The following is an 18,854-nucleotide window of genomic DNA, read 5'->3' on the forward strand; positions in this document are numbered from 1 at the left end:
AGGGGCGGGCCTTCCGTAGGTACGGCCTACTTGCCGCCGTACGTCTTGCTCATGTTCTGGTAGATCGCCTCGGCGGTCGCGCCCAGCTGCGGGCCCGCCAGCCAGGTGTTGTCGGCCGGGCCGATCGACGTGTTCGAGACCAGCTTGGTCTCACCGTCGACCACCCGGAACCAGCCGCCGCCCGACGAACCGCCGGTCATGGTGCAGCCGATGCGGTACATCGTCGGCAGCGTCGTGCTCAGCGAGAGACGGCCCGGCCGGTCGATGCACTTGAACATCTTCAGGCCGTTGTACGGGGCCGCCTGCGGGTAGCCCCAGGCGCCCATCTTGGCGACCTCGGTGGCGGAGGGAGCGGAGAAGTCGATGTCCAGCGCGGCGCCGACCGTCTCCTCCAGCGACTTGGCGCCGGACTCCGGCTTCACGTGCAGCACCGAGTAGTCGTACGCCGCCCCGTCACCGCCGGTCTCCGAGCCGCCCGCGATCCACTCGTTCGAGGTGGAGGCCCAGTCCGCCCACCACTGGCCGTACGGTGCGATCTCCGTGGGGTTGGAGTTCGTCAGCTCCGCCTCGGACTTGCCGTAGTCGTTGTAGGCCGGGACGAACATGATGTTGCGGTACCAGCCGCCGCCGCTGCCCGCGTGCACGCAGTGGCCCGCCGTCCACACCAGGTTGGACTTGCCGGGGTGGTTGACGTCCTTGACGACCGTGCCCGAGCAGACGGCGTGCCCTTCGGGGGTGTCGAAGAAGATCTTGCCGACCGGGGCCGCGTTCTCGTGGTACGGCGTCTTCTCCGCGGACGCCTCGACGGGCAGCGGGTCCGGGTCGGTGACGCCCGTGTCGGCCGCCGCGTCCTTCGTCGAGTACGTCTTGTTGGCCTCCTTCGCGGACTTCATCCGCTCCGGCTTCCACAGGCCGTCGATGACCGGGTTGACGAAGTCCTTGGCCTCACTGAGCCACTTGTCCTTGTCCCAGTTCTTCCAGCCGCCGTCCTTCCAGTCGTCGACGTCGATGCCGTGCTTCTTGAGCTTGTCGGCGATGTCGGCCGGGATCTGGATCTTGTCGTTGCCGCTGTCGGCCGCCTGGGAGGTGGTGGCCCCGGGCTTGTCGCTCGCCTCGTCCGAGCCGTTGCAGGCCGTCGCGGTCAGCGCCAGGGCGGCGACCAGACCGGTGGCGGCGAGCGTGCTGCGGCGCCGCTTGGAAGACGTACGGGACGTACGTGTGGAACGCATGGTGCGTTGACCCCCGTTGGAACAGTTGTTGTGCTTGATGGTTGAGCTGATGATCGCGCCGAGGCCGCTCAGGTGTCATGCGCGTGTCACGGCTGGAGAGGTGTCCTCGGGCGCGACACCCCACTATGCCCGTGCAGTTGAGGGCGAACGGCGGCGGAGCGGTGAAGATTTCTTGGGCTCGCCCCGCCGTCGATCACGTCACTGACCGCGCATCACATCACTGGCCGGCGAACTTCTCGCTGACCGAGTCGTACACGCCCTTGGCCACGTCACCCAGCCGCGGTCCGGCCAGCCATCCTGCCGTCACCGGGCCGATCGAGGTGTTGGAGACCAGCGCCGGCTTGCCGTCCGACCCGGTCGCGACCCAGCCGCCGCCCGACGAACCACCCGTCATGGTGCAGCCGATGCGGTACATCGTCGGGTCCGACGCCTTGATCGACAGGCGCCCCGGCTTGTCCTGGCACTGGTACATCGTCTCGCCGTCGAACGGCGCCGCCGCCGGGTACCCCGTCGCCGTCAGGCTCTGGATCTTCGCCGCCGCCGGGGCGTTGAAGTTCACCGGCAGGGCCGAACCGACCGTCTCCTCCAGGGACTTGCCCGAGCCACCCTTCTCCGGCGTCACATGGATGACCGCGAAGTCGTACGAGGCACCGTCCCCGCCCGTCTCACCGCCCTGCTCGATCCACTGGTCCGAGGTCTGCGCCCAGTCACCCCACCAGACACCGTACGGAGCGACCTCCTCCCGGGAGGCCTTCGCCAACTCCGCCACGGACAGGGCGTCGTTGTTGTACGACGGCACGAAGGCGATGTTCCGGTACCAGCCGCCCTCCTTGCCCGCGTGCACGCAATGGCCCGCCGTCCACACCATGTTGGACTTGCCGGGGTTGGCCGGGTCCTGCACGACCGTCGCCGAGCAGACCATCGTGCCCTCGGGGGAGTCGAAGAACACCTTGCCCGCCACGGGGACGCTGTCATGGTACGTAGCCGACACGGCCTTGGCGTCCACTGGCCCCGGCTCCGGGTCGGTCACACCCTGGTCCCCGGAGATGTCGCTGTCGTCGACACCCTTGCCCTGGTCCGGGTCCTCGGCGCCGCGCATCCGGTCCGGGTCCCACAGGCCCTCGATGATCGGGTTGACGAAGTCCTGGGCCTCGCGCAGCCAGTCGTCCTTGCTCCAGTCCTTCCAGGCGCCGTCCTTCCACTTGTCGATATCGATCCCGTGCTCCTTGAGCCGGTCCTTGATGTCGTCCGGGATCGTGATCTTCCCGTCGGAGGAAGCCGACGCGGAGGCGCTGCCCCCTGCCTGGTCGTCGCCCGACTCGCAGGCGGTGGCGGTGAGCGCGAGCGCCGAAGCGAGGGCGACGGCGGCCAGCACGGGGGAGGTTCTGCGGCGCGCGCCCCTTTCCCGGCGGACGGTGAACGACGGCCTTGTGGATCGCATGATCTGACTCCCCCTGAGGTGAACGAACTTGGCGCGACGGCCCTGAGCCCACGCCGAACACGGTCTGATCGCAAGCCGGTTGGCATCGATCCCGCGCCGGCCCCCGGATGCTCCGGGTGTGTGCTCACGGCCTGTTGGAACGGCATCACACACTATGCGCTCGCTGTGGGGGACTTCCCACGGAACGGCAACGGTTCCGTCACGGCAAGGATCTTGAGGCAACCCGTAACCCGGTGCGGCGTCCGGGGTTGGTAGCGGTGGGGGGCCTGCTGTCCGGGCGCGGTCCTCCGGGCCCGTGGCGGGAGTTCGGCCCGGCCGGGGCGTCGGACGACGGCGGGAGGACAGAAACACGTGGCCGAGGCTCTGCACGGCGGATACGTGTCCGAGGGGATCCTGCGGCGCCAGTCGGCGCGCGAGCCGGCGGCGCGCACCTACCCGCGCGCCCTCCCGATCGTGCCCGTGCGGGCGCGCGGGCTGACCATCGAGGGCGCGGACGGTCGCCGCTACCTCGACTGCTGCTCCGGCGCGGGGACCCTGGCCCTCGGGCACAACCACCCCGTCGTGCTGGAGGCGATCCGCAAGGTGCTCGACTCCGGCGCGCCACTGCACGCCCTGGGCCTCGCGACCCCTGTCGAGGACGCCTTCCGCACCGAGCTGTTCCGCACCCTGCCGCCAGGTCTCGCCGACCACGCGCGCGTGCAGTTCTGCGGGCCGGCCGACACGGATGCCGTGGAGGCCGCGTACAGGCTCGTCAGGGCGGCGACCGGGCGCACGGGGATGCTCGCCTTCACCGGCGCCCGCCACGGCATGACCGACGTGGCTCTGACGGCCGCGGGGGACCCGGCAGCCGTACGGGCCGCACGGCTGCCCTACCCGCAGGACTACCGCTGCCCTTTCGGCGTCGGCGGCGCACAGGGCGCCGAACTCGCCGCCCGCTGGACGGAGTCCGTCCTCGACGACCCCGCCTCGGGCGCGAACGGTGCCGCCGGGATGATCGTCGAACCCGTTCAGAGCGAGGGCGGAGTGATCCCGGCGCCGGACGCCTGGCTGCGGCGTCTGCGCCGGCTCACGGCCGACCGGTCCATCCCGCTCATCGCCGACGAGACCCGAACGGGAGTCGGCCGCACCGGCGCCTTCTGGGCCGTGGAGCACAGCGGGATCACTCCCGACGTGATGGTGCTGTCCAAGGCCATCGGAGGCAGCCTCCCGCTCGCGGCCGTGGTCTACCGCGACGACCTCGCTGCCCATCAACCCGCCGCCCCCGCAGGCGCGTTCCGCGGCAACCAACTCGCCATGGCCGCAGGAACGGCCACCCTCGCCCACGTCCGCGAGAACCACCTCGCGGAACGCGCCTCCCTCCTGGGAGCCCGCATGCTCGCCCATCTCCGCTCCCTGCAAGGACGGTTCGCGTGTGTGGGGGACGTGCGGGGGCGGGGGCTGATGCTCGGGGTGGAGCTGGTGGAGCCGGTGGAGCGGGAGGTTGGGGGCGCGGTCGGTGTGTGGGGTGGGGTGGGGGACCGTGGGGTGGGAACGGGGACGGGAACGGGAACGGGGGGCGATTGTGCGTCGTGGGGTGTGGGCGCGGGTCCGGGGGCGGATGAGGGGGCCGGTGCGGGTGCGGGGGTCGGTGCGGGTGCGCGGGCCGGTGTCGGCAATGGCGTCGGTGCAGGTGGGGGCGGCGCTGGTGTGGGCGGGGTCGACTCCGCCGTCGGCCCTGGACTCGCCGCTCCCGAACTTGCCGTCGCCGTACAGCGGGAGTGCCTGCGCCGCGGTCTGATCGTCGAGCTCGGCGGACCCAGGGGGAATGTCGTCCGCCTCCTCCCGCCGCTGACCATCACTGACGAGCAGGCGGAGGCGGTGCTCGACCGCTTGTCCGACGCGGTGGAAGCCGCCGCCCATGACCACACTTCGCGCGGGGAGAGACGGTCGGGACAGCGCCCGCAACCGAAGCGGAGGCGGCTGGCGCAGCGGCTTGAGCGAGAGCTGGTGCAGCACTCGCCACCGCATCAGCGAGATCGCCCAGATGGCCCAGATCGCCCATGTCGCCCAGATCAACCAGATCATCCAGATCAATGACATCCCCACCTCCATACGAACCCCGGCACACCCTCCGCGCGAACCCCTAGGAACCCGGCCTCACAGATCACCGCACCCCTCTACCTGCACACCCCTTCCTGCCCCGCTCACAAGGAACAGCCTTGGACACCACCCCGACCCCCGAAGGCCCTAGCCACACGCCGACATCAGGCCGCGCCACGATGGAGCCTCCCCACCAGACCGAGCCGGGGTCGGGTGCTGGACCGACAGGCGCCTCCGGGATCCGCTCGCGGGAACGAGTCCCGGAGCAGGGCCGTGGGCGGCGGGACGGGGAGCGAGACCAGGAGCGGACACGGGTACCGGGGGCCGATGACGACCAGGCCGCGAGGGAGCGGACCATCACGGCGGGAGTCGAAGCCTCCGGCGACCAGCCGACGACAGACCCAGGCGGAACGTCCGCACCGATGAGCCACCCGCGTCCACCGGCGCCCCACCTGAACGCCGACTGGTTGCGCGGCGCCACAGCGGACCCCCTGGACCATCCCGACCCGCACACCGCCGCCGAGTCCGCCGCCGTGGAGAACCTGCTGCGCTGCTGGGTACGCGAAGCCGACCTCCCCGCCCCCACCCACGGGACCCTCCGCATCCCGCTCCTCGCCAGCGGAACGGCCCTGCTGGCCCCCGTCCACTACTGGTCACCGACGGGCTGGCACCGCTTCGGCCCACCGAAACTGGCCGGCGCCCCCGAACAGTCGCCGCCTCTCGACGCCGTGACCCTCGCCGCGCTGCTGGCGAGAGAGCCCTCAGAAGACCGCCCGGCGGACACGTCCTCCACGTCTGCCGGCACACCCTCCGCCCCCGCCACCACGGTCGGAGCTCAGCCCGCCACCACGGTCGGGACTCAGCCCGCCACCACGGTCGGGACTCACCCCGACGCTACGGTCGGAGCTCAGCCCGCCACCACGCTCGGGACCCATCCCGACGCTACGGCCGGAACTCGTCCCGCGGCCGCGGCCACAGCCACAGACGGCACCGACCTCGTGGCCCGCGTCGCTGACTCCGTGCGCCGTACCGCCAGCTTCATCCGCGAGCGCAGGGAGCATCCTTTGGAGGAGCCCGACCTGTTCCTCGCGGCCGAACAGGCTCTGGTGCTCGGCCATCCCCTGCACCCCACACCGAAGAGCCGCGAGGGCCTGACCGACACCGAAGCGCGGCTGTACTCACCCGAGTTGCGCGGTGCCTTCCCCTTGCACTGGATCGCTGTCGCCCCCTCCCTCCTGGCCACCGACTCGGCCTGGACCGAGCGCGGACGCCTCATTCCCGCCCCTCAACTCACCGCACGTCTAGCCGGATCGGGGCTACCGCTCCCCGACGGTCACGCGGCTCTGCCACTGCACCCTTGGCAGTTGCGGGAGGTCCGGCACGACCCCGCGACCGCCGCACTGTTCGACGCCGGACTGCTCCGCGATCTCGGAACGCACGGCTCTCCCTGGCACCCCACCTCCTCCGTACGCACCCTCCACCGGCCCGGCGCGTCAGCCATGCCCAAACTGTCGCTCGGCCTGCGCATCACCAACTCCCGTCGTCAGAACCTCCGCAAAGAACTCCATCGAGGCGTCGAGGTCCACCGGCTGCTGCGCAGCGGACTCGCCAAGCAGTGGCAGGCCGTGCACCCCGGCTTCGACATCGTCCGCGATCCGGCCTGGCTGGCCGTCGACGGACCGGACGGCAGGCCTGTGCCGGGCCTCGACGTGATGATCCGGCACAACCCCTTCTCCCCTGCTGACGATGTCTCGTGCATCGCCGGACTCGTGGCGCCAAGGCCTTCCGCTGGGCCGACCGGTGCCGGTGCGGGGCCGGCCGTGGACCAGCCGGCCATGCGATCCCGGCTGGCCGAGGTCGTCACCCGCCTCGCGAGCCGCACGGGGCGACCTTTGGGCGCCGTCGCCGCCGAGTGGTTCCTGCGCTACTTGGAGCAGGTGGTGCGCCCGGTGCTGTGGTTCGACGCGGAGGCCGGCATCGCCCTGGAGGCACATCAGCAGAACACATTGGTCCTTCTGGACGGCGACGGCTGGCCCGTGGGCGGCCGCTACCGGGACAACCAGGGCTACTACTTCCGCGACTCGCGGCGCGCCGAACTCGACGCCCGGCTGTCCGGTATCGGCGAGCAGAGTGACACCTTCGTCTCCGACGAGGTCACCGACGAACGTTTCGCGTACTACCTCGCCATCAACAACGTCCTCGGGCTCATCGGTGCCTTCGGTTCCCAACGCCTCGCCGACGAACGTCTGTTGCTCGCCGCCTTCCGCCGTTTTCTGGGCGATGTCGCCTCCGGACCCGCTCGACTGCGCACGACGCTGCCCGCCCGCCTGCTGGATTCACCGGTCCTGCGCTGCAAGGCCAACCTCCTGACCCGACTGCACGGACTCGACGAACTCGTCGGCCCGGTCGACACCCAGTCCGTCTACGTCACCATCGCCAACCCCCTTCACACCTGACCCCCTTCGCCCCGACCACCCAGTCGTTTCTGGGCGGCGTCCACTCCACCGGCAATACCTGTCATGCGTCTCATTTCTGTCCGTTCATTCCTGAGGAACATGCCCCGACCCGTCTCCTGAGAGGAGCGCCGCCGTGCCGTCCACCGACGCGAGCGCCAACGCCACCACCGCCCCCGCCCCGACCGTCGATGCCGGTGCGGCCGCCGGCACCGACCTCGGTCCGGTCGAGGCCTTGGGCACGGACTGTGAGGACACGCTCGAACTGCGCCTGCCCGACGCATTCCTCGCCCTCATCGCCGAGGAGGCCGCCGATGCGGATGCGGAACCGGGCGGTGAAGGGAGCCGGGCGCAGTTCAGCGCGGGCGCCCCGCACCGCGACGACCTCCTCGACGGAGTGGCCGACTGGGGCCCGGTGAACACACCCGTGGGCGTGTTCCACCTCGTTCCCGTACATGCCGAGCGGGATCTTCCGCTCCTCGGCCGTTGGATGAACGACCCCGCCGTCGCGGAGTTCTGGGAGCTGGCCGGGCCCCAGAACCGGACGGAGGACCATGTGCGATCCCAGCTCTCCGGCGACGGGCGCAGCGTGCCCTGTCTCGGCATGCTGGACGGCACGGCCATGAGCTACTGGGAGATCTACCGGGCCGACCTCGATGCCGTGGCCCGCCACTATCCCGCCCGACCTCATGACACCGGAATCCACCTCCTCATCGGAGCCGCCGCCGACCGCGGCCGAGGGCTCGGCAGCGCGCTCCTCAGAGCCGTCGCCGATCTCGCGCTGGACAAGCGGCCCGCCTGCGCACGCGTCATCGCGGAACCCGACCTTCGCAACATCCCCTCCGTCTCCGCCTTCCTCAGCGCCGGTTTCCGCTTCTCCGCCGAGATCGATCTGCCCGAGAAGCGAGCGGCCCTGATGGTCCGCGACCGGTCGCTGCGCGATGTGCTGTGACGCGACACCACTGCGCGATGTGCTGTGACGCGACACCGGTCGATGTCACCTCGCGTCACATCGTCATCACTTTTGGTACACCGCTCGGGCCGATCCGGTTCCCGATCGCGAGACAGCTTTTTCCAGCCGAGCGGATTCCGCCGAAACCCGGCATGCGTAGACACAGTCGGTCGGTGTTGACCGCAAGCGACCGATTCCGACCTCAGTCGCCCCTGAACGACCCCAACCCGATCGTGCCCCTGTTCTCACCGAGGCCCGAACCAGCCCCTCGTCTCACCCTTGACCACTCGTTTGTCAGTGCCGGGCCGTAGGGTTGTCGCGCTATGACGAAGCCCTCACTCCCCGAACTCCTGCATGCTGCCGTCACTGCCGTCGGCGGCACGGAGCGCCCCGGTCAGGTGACCATGGCCGAAGCCGTCGCGGAAGCGATCGACGACGGCTCCCATCTGCTGGTCCAGGCCGGCACCGGCACCGGAAAGTCGCTGGGCTACCTCGTGCCCGCGCTCGCGCACGGGGAGAGAGTCGTCGTCGCGACCGCCACCCTGGCCCTCCAGCGTCAGCTCGTGGAGCGTGACCTGCCCCGCACGGTGGACTCCCTGCACCCCCTGCTGCGCCGCCGCCCGGAATTCGCGATGCTCAAAGGCAGATCGAACTATCTGTGTCTGCACCGACTGCACGAGGGCGTGCCGCAGGACGAGGAGGAGGGTCTCTTCGACCAGTTCGAGGCGGCCGCCCCCACCAGCAAGCTGGGCCAGGACCTGCTGCGGCTGCGGGACTGGTCGGACGAGACGGAGACCGGCGACCGGGACGACCTCACACCCGGCGTCTCCGACCGGGCCTGGGCCCAGGTGTCGGTGTCGTCGCGCGAGTGCCTGGGTGCGACGAAGTGCGCCTACGGCGCCGAGTGCTTCGCGGAGAACGCCCGTGAGCGCGCCAAGCTCGCCGAGGTCGTCGTCACCAACCACGCGCTGCTCGCGATCGACGCGATCGAAGGCGCCCCGGTCCTCCCGCAGCACGAGGTGCTGATCGTCGACGAGGCGCATGAACTGGTGTCGCGGGTCACCGGCGTCGCCACCGGCGAGCTCACGCCCGGCCAGGTCAACCGCGCGGTGCGCCGCGCGGCGAAGCTCGTCAACGAAAAGGCCGCAGACCAGCTCCAGACCGCCGCCGAGGGCTTCGAGCGGCTGATGGAGCTCGCCCTTCCCGGCCGTCTAGAGGAGATCCCGGAGGACCTCGGCTACGCGCTCATGGCCCTGCGTGACGCGGCCAGGACCGTCATCTCCGCGATCGGCACCACCCGCGACAAGTCCGTCCAGGACGAGGACGCCGTCCGCAAGCAGGCCCTGGCCTCCGTGGAGACCGTGCACGACGTGGCGGAGCGGATCACGAACGGCTCCGAGTGGGACGTCGTCTGGTACGAGCGCCATGACCGCTTCGGCGCGTCCCTGCGCGTCGCCCCCATGTCGGTGTCGGGCCTGCTCAGGGAGAAGCTGTTCGCGGACCGCTCGGTCGTCCTGACCTCGGCGACGCTGAAGCTGGGCGGCGACTTCAACGGAGTGGGCGCTTCCCTGGGACTGGCCCCCGAGGGCACCGAGGGTGACGACCTCCCGCAGTGGAAGGGCGTCGACGTCGGATCGCCCTTCGACTATCCGAAGCAGGGCATCCTCTACGTGGCCAAGCACCTCTCGCGCCCCGCGCGGGACGGCGACCGCGCGGACATGCTCGACGAACTGACCGAGCTGATCCAGGCGGCCGGCGGCCGCACGCTGGGCCTGTTCTCCTCGATGCGGGCCGCCCAACTCGCCGCTGAGGAACTGCGCTCCCGTATCCCCGAGTTCCCGATCCTCCTCCAGGGCGAGGAGACCCTCGGCGAGCTGATCAAGAACTTCGCGGCCGACCCGAAGACGTGCCTGTTCGGCACGCTCTCGCTCTGGCAGGGCGTGGACGTCCCCGGCCCCAGCTGCCAGCTGGTCGTCATGGACAAGATTCCGTTCCCGCGGCCCGACGACCCGCTGATGAGCGCCCGCCAGAAGGCCGTTGAGGACGCGGGAGGCAACGGCTTCATGGCGGTCGCCGCCACGCATGCGGCGCTGCTCATGGCCCAGGGCGCCGGCCGTCTCGTACGGGCGTCGGGGGACCGTGGTGTGGTGGCCGTACTGGATCAGCGACTCGCGACCGCGCGGTACGGGAGCTATCTGAAGGCGTCACTGCCCGACTTCTGGTACACGACGGACCGTAACCAGGTCCGGAAGTCGCTGGCCGCGATCGATGCGATGGCGAAGCAGGCGGAGTGAGAGGGCGTGGGTTTGCCTGGCCGGCACCGGCCAGGCAAACCCACGCCCCAGGCGTCCGAAGACGCCGCACAGCACAGGGCCCCGGAACCGGCGCAGGGGTCCCGGGGCCCGGTCAGGGGGCGGACCTCGAAGGGGCCTGCCCGCCGCAGCCGTCACACGCGGCGCAGCACCGCCACCACCTTGCCGAGGATGGTCGCGTCGTCGCCGGGGATCGGCTCGTAAGCCGCGTTGTGCGGGAGGAGCCAGACGTGGCCGTCCTCGCGCTTGAAGCGCTTGACGGTGGCTTCGCCGTCGAGCATGGCGGCCACGATGTCGCCGTTCTCGGCGACCGGCTGGCGGCGGACCGTGACCCAGTCGCCGTCGCAGATCGCGGCCTCGATCATCGAGTCGCCGACGACCTTGAGGACGAACAGCTCACCGTCACCGACGAGCTGGCGCGGGAGAGGGAAGACGTCCTCGACGGACTCCTCCGCGAGGATCGGGCCACCGGCGGCGATGCGGCCGACGAGGGGGACGTACGACGCGGCGGGCTTGCCGGCGGTGTCCGTGGGCTGCACGGAGGCGGCCTGGTCGGAACCGCGCACCTCGTAGGCGCGCGGACGGTGCGGGTCGCGGCGCAGGAAGCCCTTGCGCTCCAGTGCCATGAGCTGGTGTGCGACCGAGGACGTGCTGGAGAGGCCGACCGCCTGTCCGATCTCCCGCATGGACGGCGGGTAGCCGCGCCGCTGCACGGAGTCCCTGATGACCTCGATCACCCGGCGCTGTCGGTCGGTGAGTCCCGAGCTGTCGGCGCGGATGCCTGGAGGTCGGCCCGGCAGGGAGCGCTTGTGTCCCTCGGGATTCACGGCTTCGTTCATCGCATGCACCGGCTCGAGTCGGCCCTGGGAGCGGTCCTGGGCAGTGATGGTGGCACTGTCTGCGGTGGTGGTCACGTCGGCCCCTCTCGATGGTCTCCCTGCTGGACAACGGTAGTTGCTTTCGAAAGGTTGCGCCAAACACACGTTCGAGTGAAAAAGTCTGGTTCACCTGACGTGATCATGTGCCTGGGTGTATAGCCAACGCGGCGCCTGGCGGACAAAAGGGCCCTTTGTTGTACTCTTCACCGCCGGGTGACGACGTCGTGGGTCGTTGACCCAGTCTGCCATCCGGCGTCCCGTCAACCGGGATGCGGCCCTCATCTGCGCGGGAGTCCCACGTCCTCTCCGTGTGGCGCCCACGGTATCTCCGCATGCGCCGCAGCGGTACGCCTGTGCACGGCCATGTCCCGCGTGGCGCCTAGGGCATGCGGCACATGCCAATACGAGAGCAACACGCGCGTACGGCGTGTTTGCGGTGACGATCCCTACATCTAGTGCTTGGATTGCTACAGCAGCCCAGAAGTTGTGGTCCCCCGGGTCTCCGCGGCCTCTGAGATCGCCTATGCTTGGGGCTGCTTCGAGGGGCCCATGGGCCCCGGCGAGGCTATTGAGTCTGCTGTGAGGAGGGTTGGGAGTTCATGCACTGCCCCTTCTGCAGGCACCCCGACAGCCGCGTCGTCGACAGTCGTACGACCGACGACGGCACGTCGATCCGCAGGCGCCGCCAGTGTCCGGACTGCTCCCGTCGTTTCACGACCGTGGAGACGTGTTCGCTCATGGTGGTCAAGCGGTCCGGAGTCACCGAGCCTTTCAGCCGTACCAAGGTCATCAACGGCGTGCGCAAGGCATGCCAGGGACGGCCTGTCACCGAGGACGCTCTCGCCCAGCTCGGCCAACGGGTCGAGGAGGCGGTGCGGGCCACCGGAAGCGCCGAGCTGACCACCCATGACGTGGGGCTGGCCATACTCGGCCCGTTGCAGGAGCTCGATCTGGTCGCCTATCTGCGATTCGCCTCCGTCTACCGGGCGTTCGACTCGCTCGAGGACTTCGAGGCCGCGATCGTGGAACTGAGGGAGGCGACGGGGCGTCCCGACGTGGACGCGGACGTGGGGAGCCAGGAAGACGACCGCGGGGCGGGAGAGGCCGTATCGGTCCCCGAGCCCGCGGGTGCCGCCGACTGATCAGTGGGGCGGCCCGGTCGTCGGAGCCCGGGTCGGCCGGACGGCGGCGACGAAGACCTGTTGCGGGCGGTAGTGAGTGGGTGCCCGCAATACAAGACAGAACACCGTGCCACGGGAACATCGGGGCACTTCAGGGCGTTTTCGCCCGTACCAGGGAGGCGGCATGACAGAGACGGCGAGCGGTCCGGCACGAGGTTCCCGAGCCAAGGGCACCAAGGCCACCAAGGGACTGCGTATCGAGCGCATCCACACCACCCCCGGCGTGCACCCGTACGACGAGGTCCAGTGGGAGCGTCGTGACGTCGTCATGACCAACTGGCGCGACGGCTCGGTCAACTTCGAGCAGCGTGGCGTCGAGTTCCCCGACTTCTGGTCGGTGAACGCGGTCAACATCGTCACCAGCAAGTACTTCCGCGGTGCCGTCGGCACCCCGCAGCGCGAGACCGGCCTCAAGCAGCTGATCGACCGCATCGTGAAGACGTACCGGAAGGCCGGCGAGGACTACAAGTACTTCGCCTCGCCCGCCGACGCCGAGATCTTCGAGCACGAGCTGGCGTACGCCCTCCTGCACCAGATCTTCAGCTTCAACAGCCCCGTCTGGTTCAACGTCGGAACGCCCCAGCCGCAGCAGGTCTCCGCCTGCTTCATCCTGGCCGTCGACGACTCCATGGAGTCGATCCTCGACTGGTACAAGGAAGAGGGCATGATCTTCAAGGGCGGTTCCGGCGCCGGCCTGAACCTCTCCCGGATCCGCTCCTCCAAGGAGCTGCTGTCCTCCGGCGGCAACGCCTCGGGTCCCGTCTCCTTCATGCGCGGTGCCGACGCCTCCGCGGGCACCATCAAGTCCGGTGGCGCCACCCGCCGCGCGGCCAAGATGGTCATCCTCGACGTCGACCACCCCGACATCGAGGACTTCATCGAGACCAAGGTGAAGGAAGAGGAGAAGATCCGCGCCCTGCGCGACGCGGGCTTCGACATGGACCTGGGCGGCGAGGACATCACCTCCGTCCAGTACCAGAACGCCAACAACTCGGTCCGCGTGAACGACGAGTTCATGAAGGCCGTCGAGCAGGGCGGCAAGTTCGGCCTCCGCGCGCGGATGACCGGTGAGGTCATCGAAGAGGTCGACGCCAAGGCCCTGTTCCGCAAGATGGCCGAGGCCGCCTGGGCCTGCGCCGACCCGGGCATCCAGTACGACGACACCATCAACCACTGGCACACGTGCCCGGAGTCCGGCCGTATCAACGGCTCGAACCCGTGCAGCGAGTACATGCACCTGGACAACACGTCCTGCAACCTCGCCTCGCTGAACCTGATGAAGTTCCTCAAGGACGACGGCAAGGGCCACCAGTCCTTCGACGTCGAGCGCTTCTCCAAGGTCGTCGAGCTCGTCATCACCGCGATGGACATCTCCATCTGCTTCGCGGACTTCCCGACGCAGAAGATCGGCGAGAACACGCGCGCGTTCCGCCAGCTCGGCATCGGCTACGCCAACCTCGGCGCCCTGCTGATGGCGACCGGCCACGCCTACGACTCCGACGGCGGCCGTGCCCTCGCCGGCTCCATCACCTCCCTGATGACCGGCACGTCGTACAAGCGTTCCGCCGAACTCGCCGCGGTCGTCGGCCCGTACGACGGCTACGCCCGCAACGCGCAGCCGCACCTGCGGGTCATGAAGCAGCACGCGGACGAGAACACCAAGGCCGTCCGCATGGACGACCTGGACACGCCGATCTGGGCCGCCGCCACGGAGGCCTGGCAGGACGTGCTGCGTCTCGGTGAGAAGAACGGTTTCCGTAACTCCCAGGCGTCCGTCATCGCCCCGACCGGCACCATCGGTCTGGCGATGTCCTGCGACACCACCGGTCTCGAGCCCGACCTCGCGCTGGTCAAGTTCAAGAAGCTCGTCGGCGGCGGCTCGATGCAGATCGTCAACGGCACCGTGCCGCAGGCCCTGCGCCGCCTGGGCTACCAGGAGGAGCAGATCGAGGCGATCGTCGCCCACATCGCCGAGAACGGCAATGTCGTCGACGCCCCCGGCCTCAAGCACGAGCACTACGAGGTCTTCGACTGCGCCATGGGCGAGCGCTCCATCTCCGCGATGGGCCACGTCCGCATGATGGCCGCGATCCAGCCCTGGATCTCCGGTGCCCTGTCCAAGACGGTCAACATGCCGGAGTCGGCGACCGTCGAGGAGGTCGAGGAGATCTACTTCGAGGCGTGGAAGATGGGCGTCAAGGCGCTCGCCATCTACCGCGACAACTGCAAGGTCGGCCAGCCCCTCTCCGCCAAGACCAAGGAGAAGGAGAAGGCCGAGGTCACCGCCAAGGCCGAGGCGACCATCCGCGAGACGGTCGAGAAGGTCGTCGAGTACCGCCCGGTCCGCAAGCGCCTCCCCAAGGGCCGTCCCGGCATCACGACGTCCTTCACGGTCGGCGGCGCCGAGGGCTACATGACCGCCAACTCCTACCCGGACGACGGTCTCGGCGAGGTCTTCCTGAAGATGTCGAAGCAGGGCTCGACCCTCGCGGGCATGATGGACGCCTTCTCGATCGCGGTCTCGGTCGGCCTCCAGTACGGCGTGCCGCTGGAGACGTACGTCTCGAAGTTCACGAACATGCGCTTCGAGCCGGCCGGCATGACGGACGACCCGGACGTGCGGATGGCGCAGTCGATCGTCGACTACATCTTCCGCCGCCTGGCGCTGGACTTCCTGCCGTTCGAGACGCGCTCCGCGCTCGGCATCCACTCCGCCGAGGAGCGTCAGCGGCACCTCGAGACCGGCTCCTACGAGCCGACCGAGGAAGAGGTCGACGTCGAGGGCCTGGCCCAGTCGGCGCCGCGCGCTCAGGAGCTGAAGGCCGTCGCCACCCCGAAGGCCGAGATCGAGGTGGCCAAGCCCGCCCCGAAGCAGGCCCACACCAGCGCCGAGCTGGTGGAGATGCAGCTGGGCATCCAGGCCGACGCCCCGCTCTGCTTCTCCTGCGGTACGAAGATGCAGCGGGCCGGTTCCTGCTACATCTGCGAGGGCTGCGGCTCGACCAGCGGTTGCAGCTGATCACGCACGCGTGAGTGACATGTGAGGGCGGTGGGGCCGGTTCCGGCTCCACCGCCTCTTGCGTGTCCGTGTTCTCCTGCGTGTCCGTGTGGCGCGGGTCAGGGCTGGTGTGCCTTCCCCATGGCCGACGTGAACCCCGCCGGATCGTCCTCGAAGCCATGGATGCCCGGCCGGAACTCCCAGGTCCCGGAGCCGTCCCGGACGAACTCCGCGACGGTCGCCGCCGTGGCCCCGAGCACCGTCCCGAAGTCGTCCTCGGTCAGGACCGTGTAGCCCTCACGGATGCGCAGCGCCGGGTTGGCCACCCCGACGAACGTGCGCTCCTCGGAACGCTGCTGGATGACGACGCCGACCACCACGCGCGCGTACCGGCTGTCGAGCCGGTCGAGTTCCAGCGTCATGACCTCGTCCCAGCCGAAGCCCTTGCCGTCCTTGCTGTCCCGGTTGAGGTACATGGTGCCGTCGGGGGAGCGGCTGTCGAAGTGCACCACGTAACCAGGGGCGCCGTACGGATCGCTCGCCGGATAGGGTGCGGCGACGATGTCGAGGTCGGTGGCAGCGTGGCCCGGGGGACTCGGGTCCCACTTCAGTGCGACTTCGACCTTGCGGATCCCCTTGTTGAGGCCGTTCACCAGGCTTCCCCTTCCCCGTGTGTCGCGGCCCGAACTGCCTTGAGGTCAGGGCCGGTTGTCCATCCTGCCACGCGCTCGGCACCCCGCGCGGGAGAGATCTCTGCCGGAGCGTGACCGACGCCACGCTGCGTGGCCTTACGATGGCGCGGTGCTGGTCAAGTGGATTCGCTGCACCGTGGTGGACCGCCGCGGCTTCGAGCGGGGGCAGCGAAAGTGGGCGGGGCTACTCGGTGAGCCGGGATTTCGGGGACAGGGCGGAGGCTGGAGCCGGGGGCGGACCGGAGTGGCGCACATCTTCTCCTTCTGGGAGAGCCGTTCGTTCTACGACTCCTTCATGGCCCGCTCCCACGACCGGCTGGCGTCCGCGCAGTCCGGCACGTTCAAGGACGCGCAGGTCAAGCTCTTCGACTACCGCTTCGACGTGAAGACCGGCTTCGAGCCGCGCTTCACCGACGCCGACCTGGTGCGCGTCGCGCACTGCCGGGTCCACGAGGAACGGGCCGAGCACTTCACGCTGATGCAGGAGAAGGTCTGGAACCCGGCGATGGCCGGCTCGCCCGGCATGATCCGCGGCCTGTTCGGCGAGGCGCCGGGCCACGAGTTCCTCGTCCTGTCGATGTGGCAGTCGGCCGCCGAGCACGGCAAGTACCGCACGGAACGGGTCGAGCGACTGGCTCTGCGGGCCCAGATCGAGGCCGACGTGGCCTCTCTCACCGGAGACATCGTGCAGCTCGAACCGACCTGGACGGTCTGAGACCGGGACCCGCTGCGCCTGAGCCTTGTGAGGCCTGTGGTGCAGGAAATGTGTGACCTACGCCGTATGGAGGCCGTACGGGTGCTCGATCCGGCCTGAACCGATCTAGGGTTTTGGCATGGCACGACCACGGCGCATCGTCCTTGTCCGGCACGGCGAGTCAACGGGCAATGTTGATGACACCGTGTACGAGCGCGAGCCCGACCACGCGTTGGCACTGACCGAGCGGGGCTGGCAGCAGGCGGAGGAGACTGGGAAACGGCTGCGCGAGATATTCGGCCGCGAACGCGTCAGCGTCTACGTGTCGCCGTACCGCCGCACCCACGAGACCTTCCGCGCCTTCCACCTCGACCCCGAGCAGGTACGCGTGCGTGAGGAGCCGCGGCTGCGCGAGCAGGACTGGGGGAACTGGCAGGACCGCGACGACGTACGGCTGCAGAAGGCTTATCGGGACGCGTACGGCCACTTCTTCTACCGCTTCGCCCAGGGGGAGTCCGGGGCCGACGTCTACGACCGGGTCGGCGGTTTCCTGGAGAGTCTCTTCCGCAGCTTCGAGGCACCCGACCATCCACCGAACGTCCTGCTGGTGACCCATGGGCTGGCCATGCGGCTGTTCTGCATGCGCTGGTTCCACTGGAGCGTGGCCGAATTCGAGTCGCTGTCGAATCCCGGGAACGCCGAGATGCGGATGCTCGTTCTCGGTGACGACGGCCGGTACGCCCTTGACCGGCCCTTTGACCGCTGGCGAGATCCGGAACCGTACGGGATCACCGGATAGAGTGGCAGAGCGATGACCGCTGACTCCTCTCCCGACGGGCGCCTGGACCGCGCCCTGTCCAGCCTGCGCGGGCTCGCGGTGGGAGACGCGCTCGGCTCACAGTTCTTCGTGCCGGTGAACTACCCGCTGCTCAAGCGACGCGAGCTGCCGTCCGAGCCCTGGCAGTGGACGGACGACACCGAAATGGCCTGCTCGGTGGTGGCCGTCCTGGCCGCCCACCACCGCATCGACCAGGACGCGCTGGCCCAGTCCTTCGCCCACCACCACGACTTCGACCGCGGCTACGGCCCGGCGGTCAACCGCCTGCTGAGAATGGTCCGCGAAGGCGGCGACTGGCGTGAGCTCGCCGCCGGACTCTTCAACGGGCAAGGATCCTGGGGCAACGGCGCCGCGATGCGGATCGCCCCGTTGGGCGCCTGGTACGCGGACGACCCGGAGCAGGCGACCCACCAGGCGGAGATCTCCGCCTACCCCACGCACCAGCACCGCGAGGCCGTGGTCGGGGCCATGGCGGTCGCCGCGGCGGCCTCACTGGTCGCGGCCCCCGGTGGTCCGCCCACTGCCGAGGAGCTCCTCGACGGGGTCGTCGCGCTCGTCCCGAAGTCCGCCGTCGGCGCGGGCCTGCGCCGCGCCAGGGACATGCTCGACTACGGCGACGCGAGCACCGTCGCGGCCGTGCTGGGCTGCGGACGGCGTACGACGGCTCATGACACGGTGCCTTTCGCGATCTGGTCGGCCGCCCGGTGTCTCGGTGACTACGAGGAGGCGTTCTGGTCGACCGCCCAGGTGGGCGGCGACGTGGACACGACCTGCGCCATCGTGGGCGGCATCGTCGCCTCGGGGAAGGCGGGAGCGCCGCCTGCCGAGTGGGTGGGGCGGACCGAGGCGTTGCCGGAATGGATGGCGGTGGCCGGCTGAGCTGGCTCCGTGCGGTAGCGGTGTCGGTCTCCGTCCGCGGGGCGGATCCGGTCGATCACCGGGTGCGCGAAAACTCTCCGTGCAGGGTGGGAACTCTGTGTAACCGGCCGTGCGTTGTCGTGGTATCCGCTGTGTGATCCATGGGCACAGGCGGCCAGGTGTCGTACGAGGGGCGCGGGGGTGGCATGTACGGGATGTGGGTCCTGGTGGGCGTGTTGACCCTCGTTG

The 18,854-nt window shown here is 69.5% G+C and carries 13 protein-coding genes; 9 read left to right on the top strand and 4 right to left on the bottom strand.

All coding sequences use genetic code 11. The features are described 5' to 3' along the window. Positions 1 to 26 precede the first annotated feature (26 nt). The gene (locus EJC51_RS35090) at positions 27 to 1,229 is read right to left on the bottom strand and encodes a trypsin-like serine peptidase (protein WP_126274720.1); all 1,203 of its coding nucleotides are present in this window, start codon (positions 1,227 to 1,229) and stop codon (positions 27 to 29) included. 217 nt (positions 1,230 to 1,446) lie between these two features. Continuing rightward, positions 1,447 to 2,670 (bottom strand): trypsin-like serine peptidase, encoded by a 1,224-nt coding sequence (locus EJC51_RS35095; protein ID WP_126274721.1) that lies wholly within the window; start codon positions 2,668 to 2,670, stop codon positions 1,447 to 1,449. 351 nt (positions 2,671 to 3,021) lie between these two features. Here EJC51_RS35095 and EJC51_RS35100 point away from each other — a divergent pair, with 351 nt between their 5' ends. The 4 genes from EJC51_RS35100 to EJC51_RS35115 all read left to right on the top strand — a co-directional run bounded on the left by EJC51_RS35100 (position 3,022) and on the right by EJC51_RS35115 (position 10,448). Beyond that, positions 3,022 to 4,746 (top strand): aminotransferase class III-fold pyridoxal phosphate-dependent enzyme, encoded by a 1,725-nt coding sequence (locus EJC51_RS35100; RefSeq protein ID WP_126274722.1) that lies wholly within the window; start codon positions 3,022 to 3,024, stop codon positions 4,744 to 4,746. A 425-nt stretch (positions 4,747 to 5,171) separates the two neighbouring features. After that, on the top strand, positions 5,172 to 7,205 hold the full coding sequence (locus EJC51_RS35105) for an IucA/IucC family protein (RefSeq protein WP_126274723.1): 2,034 nt from the start codon (positions 5,172 to 5,174) through the stop codon (positions 7,203 to 7,205). A 133-nt stretch (positions 7,206 to 7,338) separates the two neighbouring features. Further along, a complete protein-coding gene (locus EJC51_RS35110) occupies positions 7,339 to 8,154 on the top strand; it encodes a GNAT family N-acetyltransferase (protein ID WP_126274724.1) in 816 nt (271 codons plus the stop codon). 323 nt (positions 8,155 to 8,477) lie between these two features. Continuing rightward, positions 8,478 to 10,448 carry an ATP-dependent DNA helicase gene (locus EJC51_RS35115; RefSeq protein WP_126274725.1) on the top strand — a complete coding sequence of 657 codons (1,971 nt, stop codon included), beginning with the start codon at positions 8,478 to 8,480 and terminating at the stop codon, positions 10,446 to 10,448. A gap of 152 nt (positions 10,449 to 10,600) precedes the next feature. Here EJC51_RS35115 and lexA read toward each other — a convergent pair whose 3' ends face one another. Beyond that, a complete protein-coding gene (gene lexA / locus EJC51_RS35120) occupies positions 10,601 to 11,380 on the bottom strand; it encodes a transcriptional repressor LexA (RefSeq protein ID WP_059198553.1) in 780 nt (259 codons plus the stop codon). Positions 11,381 to 11,943: 563 nt separating this feature from the next. Here lexA and nrdR point away from each other — a divergent pair. Beyond that, on the top strand, positions 11,944 to 12,486 hold the full coding sequence (gene nrdR, locus EJC51_RS35125; protein WP_126274726.1) for a transcriptional regulator NrdR: 543 nt from the start codon (positions 11,944 to 11,946) through the stop codon (positions 12,484 to 12,486). A gap of 163 nt (positions 12,487 to 12,649) precedes the next feature. Beyond that, positions 12,650 to 15,544 carry a vitamin B12-dependent ribonucleotide reductase gene (locus tag EJC51_RS35130; RefSeq protein WP_126274727.1) on the top strand — a complete coding sequence of 965 codons (2,895 nt, stop codon included), beginning with the start codon at positions 12,650 to 12,652 and terminating at the stop codon, positions 15,542 to 15,544. Positions 15,545 to 15,642: 98 nt separating this feature from the next. On the opposite strand, the gene EJC51_RS35135 is transcribed toward EJC51_RS35130, so the two are convergent. Further along, positions 15,643 to 16,176, bottom strand: coding sequence for a TerD family protein (locus tag EJC51_RS35135; protein WP_126274728.1), 534 nt, complete (start codon positions 16,174 to 16,176; stop codon positions 15,643 to 15,645). A gap of 148 nt (positions 16,177 to 16,324) precedes the next feature. On the opposite strand from EJC51_RS35135, the gene EJC51_RS35140 reads away from it, so the two are divergent. The 3 genes from EJC51_RS35140 (at position 16,325) to EJC51_RS35150 (ending at position 18,626) form a co-directional block, all read left to right on the top strand. Further along, positions 16,325 to 16,930 carry a YdbC family protein gene (locus EJC51_RS35140; protein WP_126274729.1) on the top strand — a complete coding sequence of 202 codons (606 nt, stop codon included), beginning with the start codon at positions 16,325 to 16,327 and terminating at the stop codon, positions 16,928 to 16,930. 118 nt (positions 16,931 to 17,048) lie between these two features. Further along, positions 17,049 to 17,708 carry a histidine phosphatase family protein gene (locus EJC51_RS35145; protein ID WP_126274730.1) on the top strand — a complete coding sequence of 220 codons (660 nt, stop codon included), beginning with the start codon at positions 17,049 to 17,051 and terminating at the stop codon, positions 17,706 to 17,708. Between the two features lie 12 nt (positions 17,709 to 17,720). Further along, the gene (locus EJC51_RS35150; protein WP_126274731.1) at positions 17,721 to 18,626 is read left to right on the top strand and encodes an ADP-ribosylglycohydrolase family protein; all 906 of its coding nucleotides are present in this window, start codon (positions 17,721 to 17,723) and stop codon (positions 18,624 to 18,626) included. The last annotated feature ends 228 nt before the right edge of the window (positions 18,627 to 18,854 follow it).

This window comes from Streptomyces aquilus, from assembly GCF_003955715.1.
GTDB lineage: Bacteria > Actinomycetota > Actinomycetes > Streptomycetales > Streptomycetaceae > Streptomyces > Streptomyces aquilus.

Coding starts and splice junctions, on each gene's coding strand:
- EJC51_RS35090 (WP_126274720.1), bottom strand. CDS start 1,229: ATGCGTTCCACACGTACGTCCCGTACGTCTTCCAAGCGGCGCCGCAGC.
- EJC51_RS35095 (WP_126274721.1), bottom strand. CDS start 2,670: ATGCGATCCACAAGGCCGTCGTTCACCGTCCGCCGGGAAAGGGGCGCG.
- EJC51_RS35105 (WP_126274723.1), top strand. CDS start 5,172: ATGAGCCACCCGCGTCCACCGGCGCCCCACCTGAACGCCGACTGGTTG.
- EJC51_RS35115 (WP_126274725.1), top strand. CDS start 8,478: ATGACGAAGCCCTCACTCCCCGAACTCCTGCATGCTGCCGTCACTGCC.
- nrdR (WP_126274726.1), top strand. CDS start 11,944: ATGCACTGCCCCTTCTGCAGGCACCCCGACAGCCGCGTCGTCGACAGT.
- EJC51_RS35130 (WP_126274727.1), top strand. CDS start 12,650: ATGACAGAGACGGCGAGCGGTCCGGCACGAGGTTCCCGAGCCAAGGGC.
- EJC51_RS35145 (WP_126274730.1), top strand. CDS start 17,049: ATGGCACGACCACGGCGCATCGTCCTTGTCCGGCACGGCGAGTCAACG.
- EJC51_RS35150 (WP_126274731.1), top strand. CDS start 17,721: ATGACCGCTGACTCCTCTCCCGACGGGCGCCTGGACCGCGCCCTGTCC.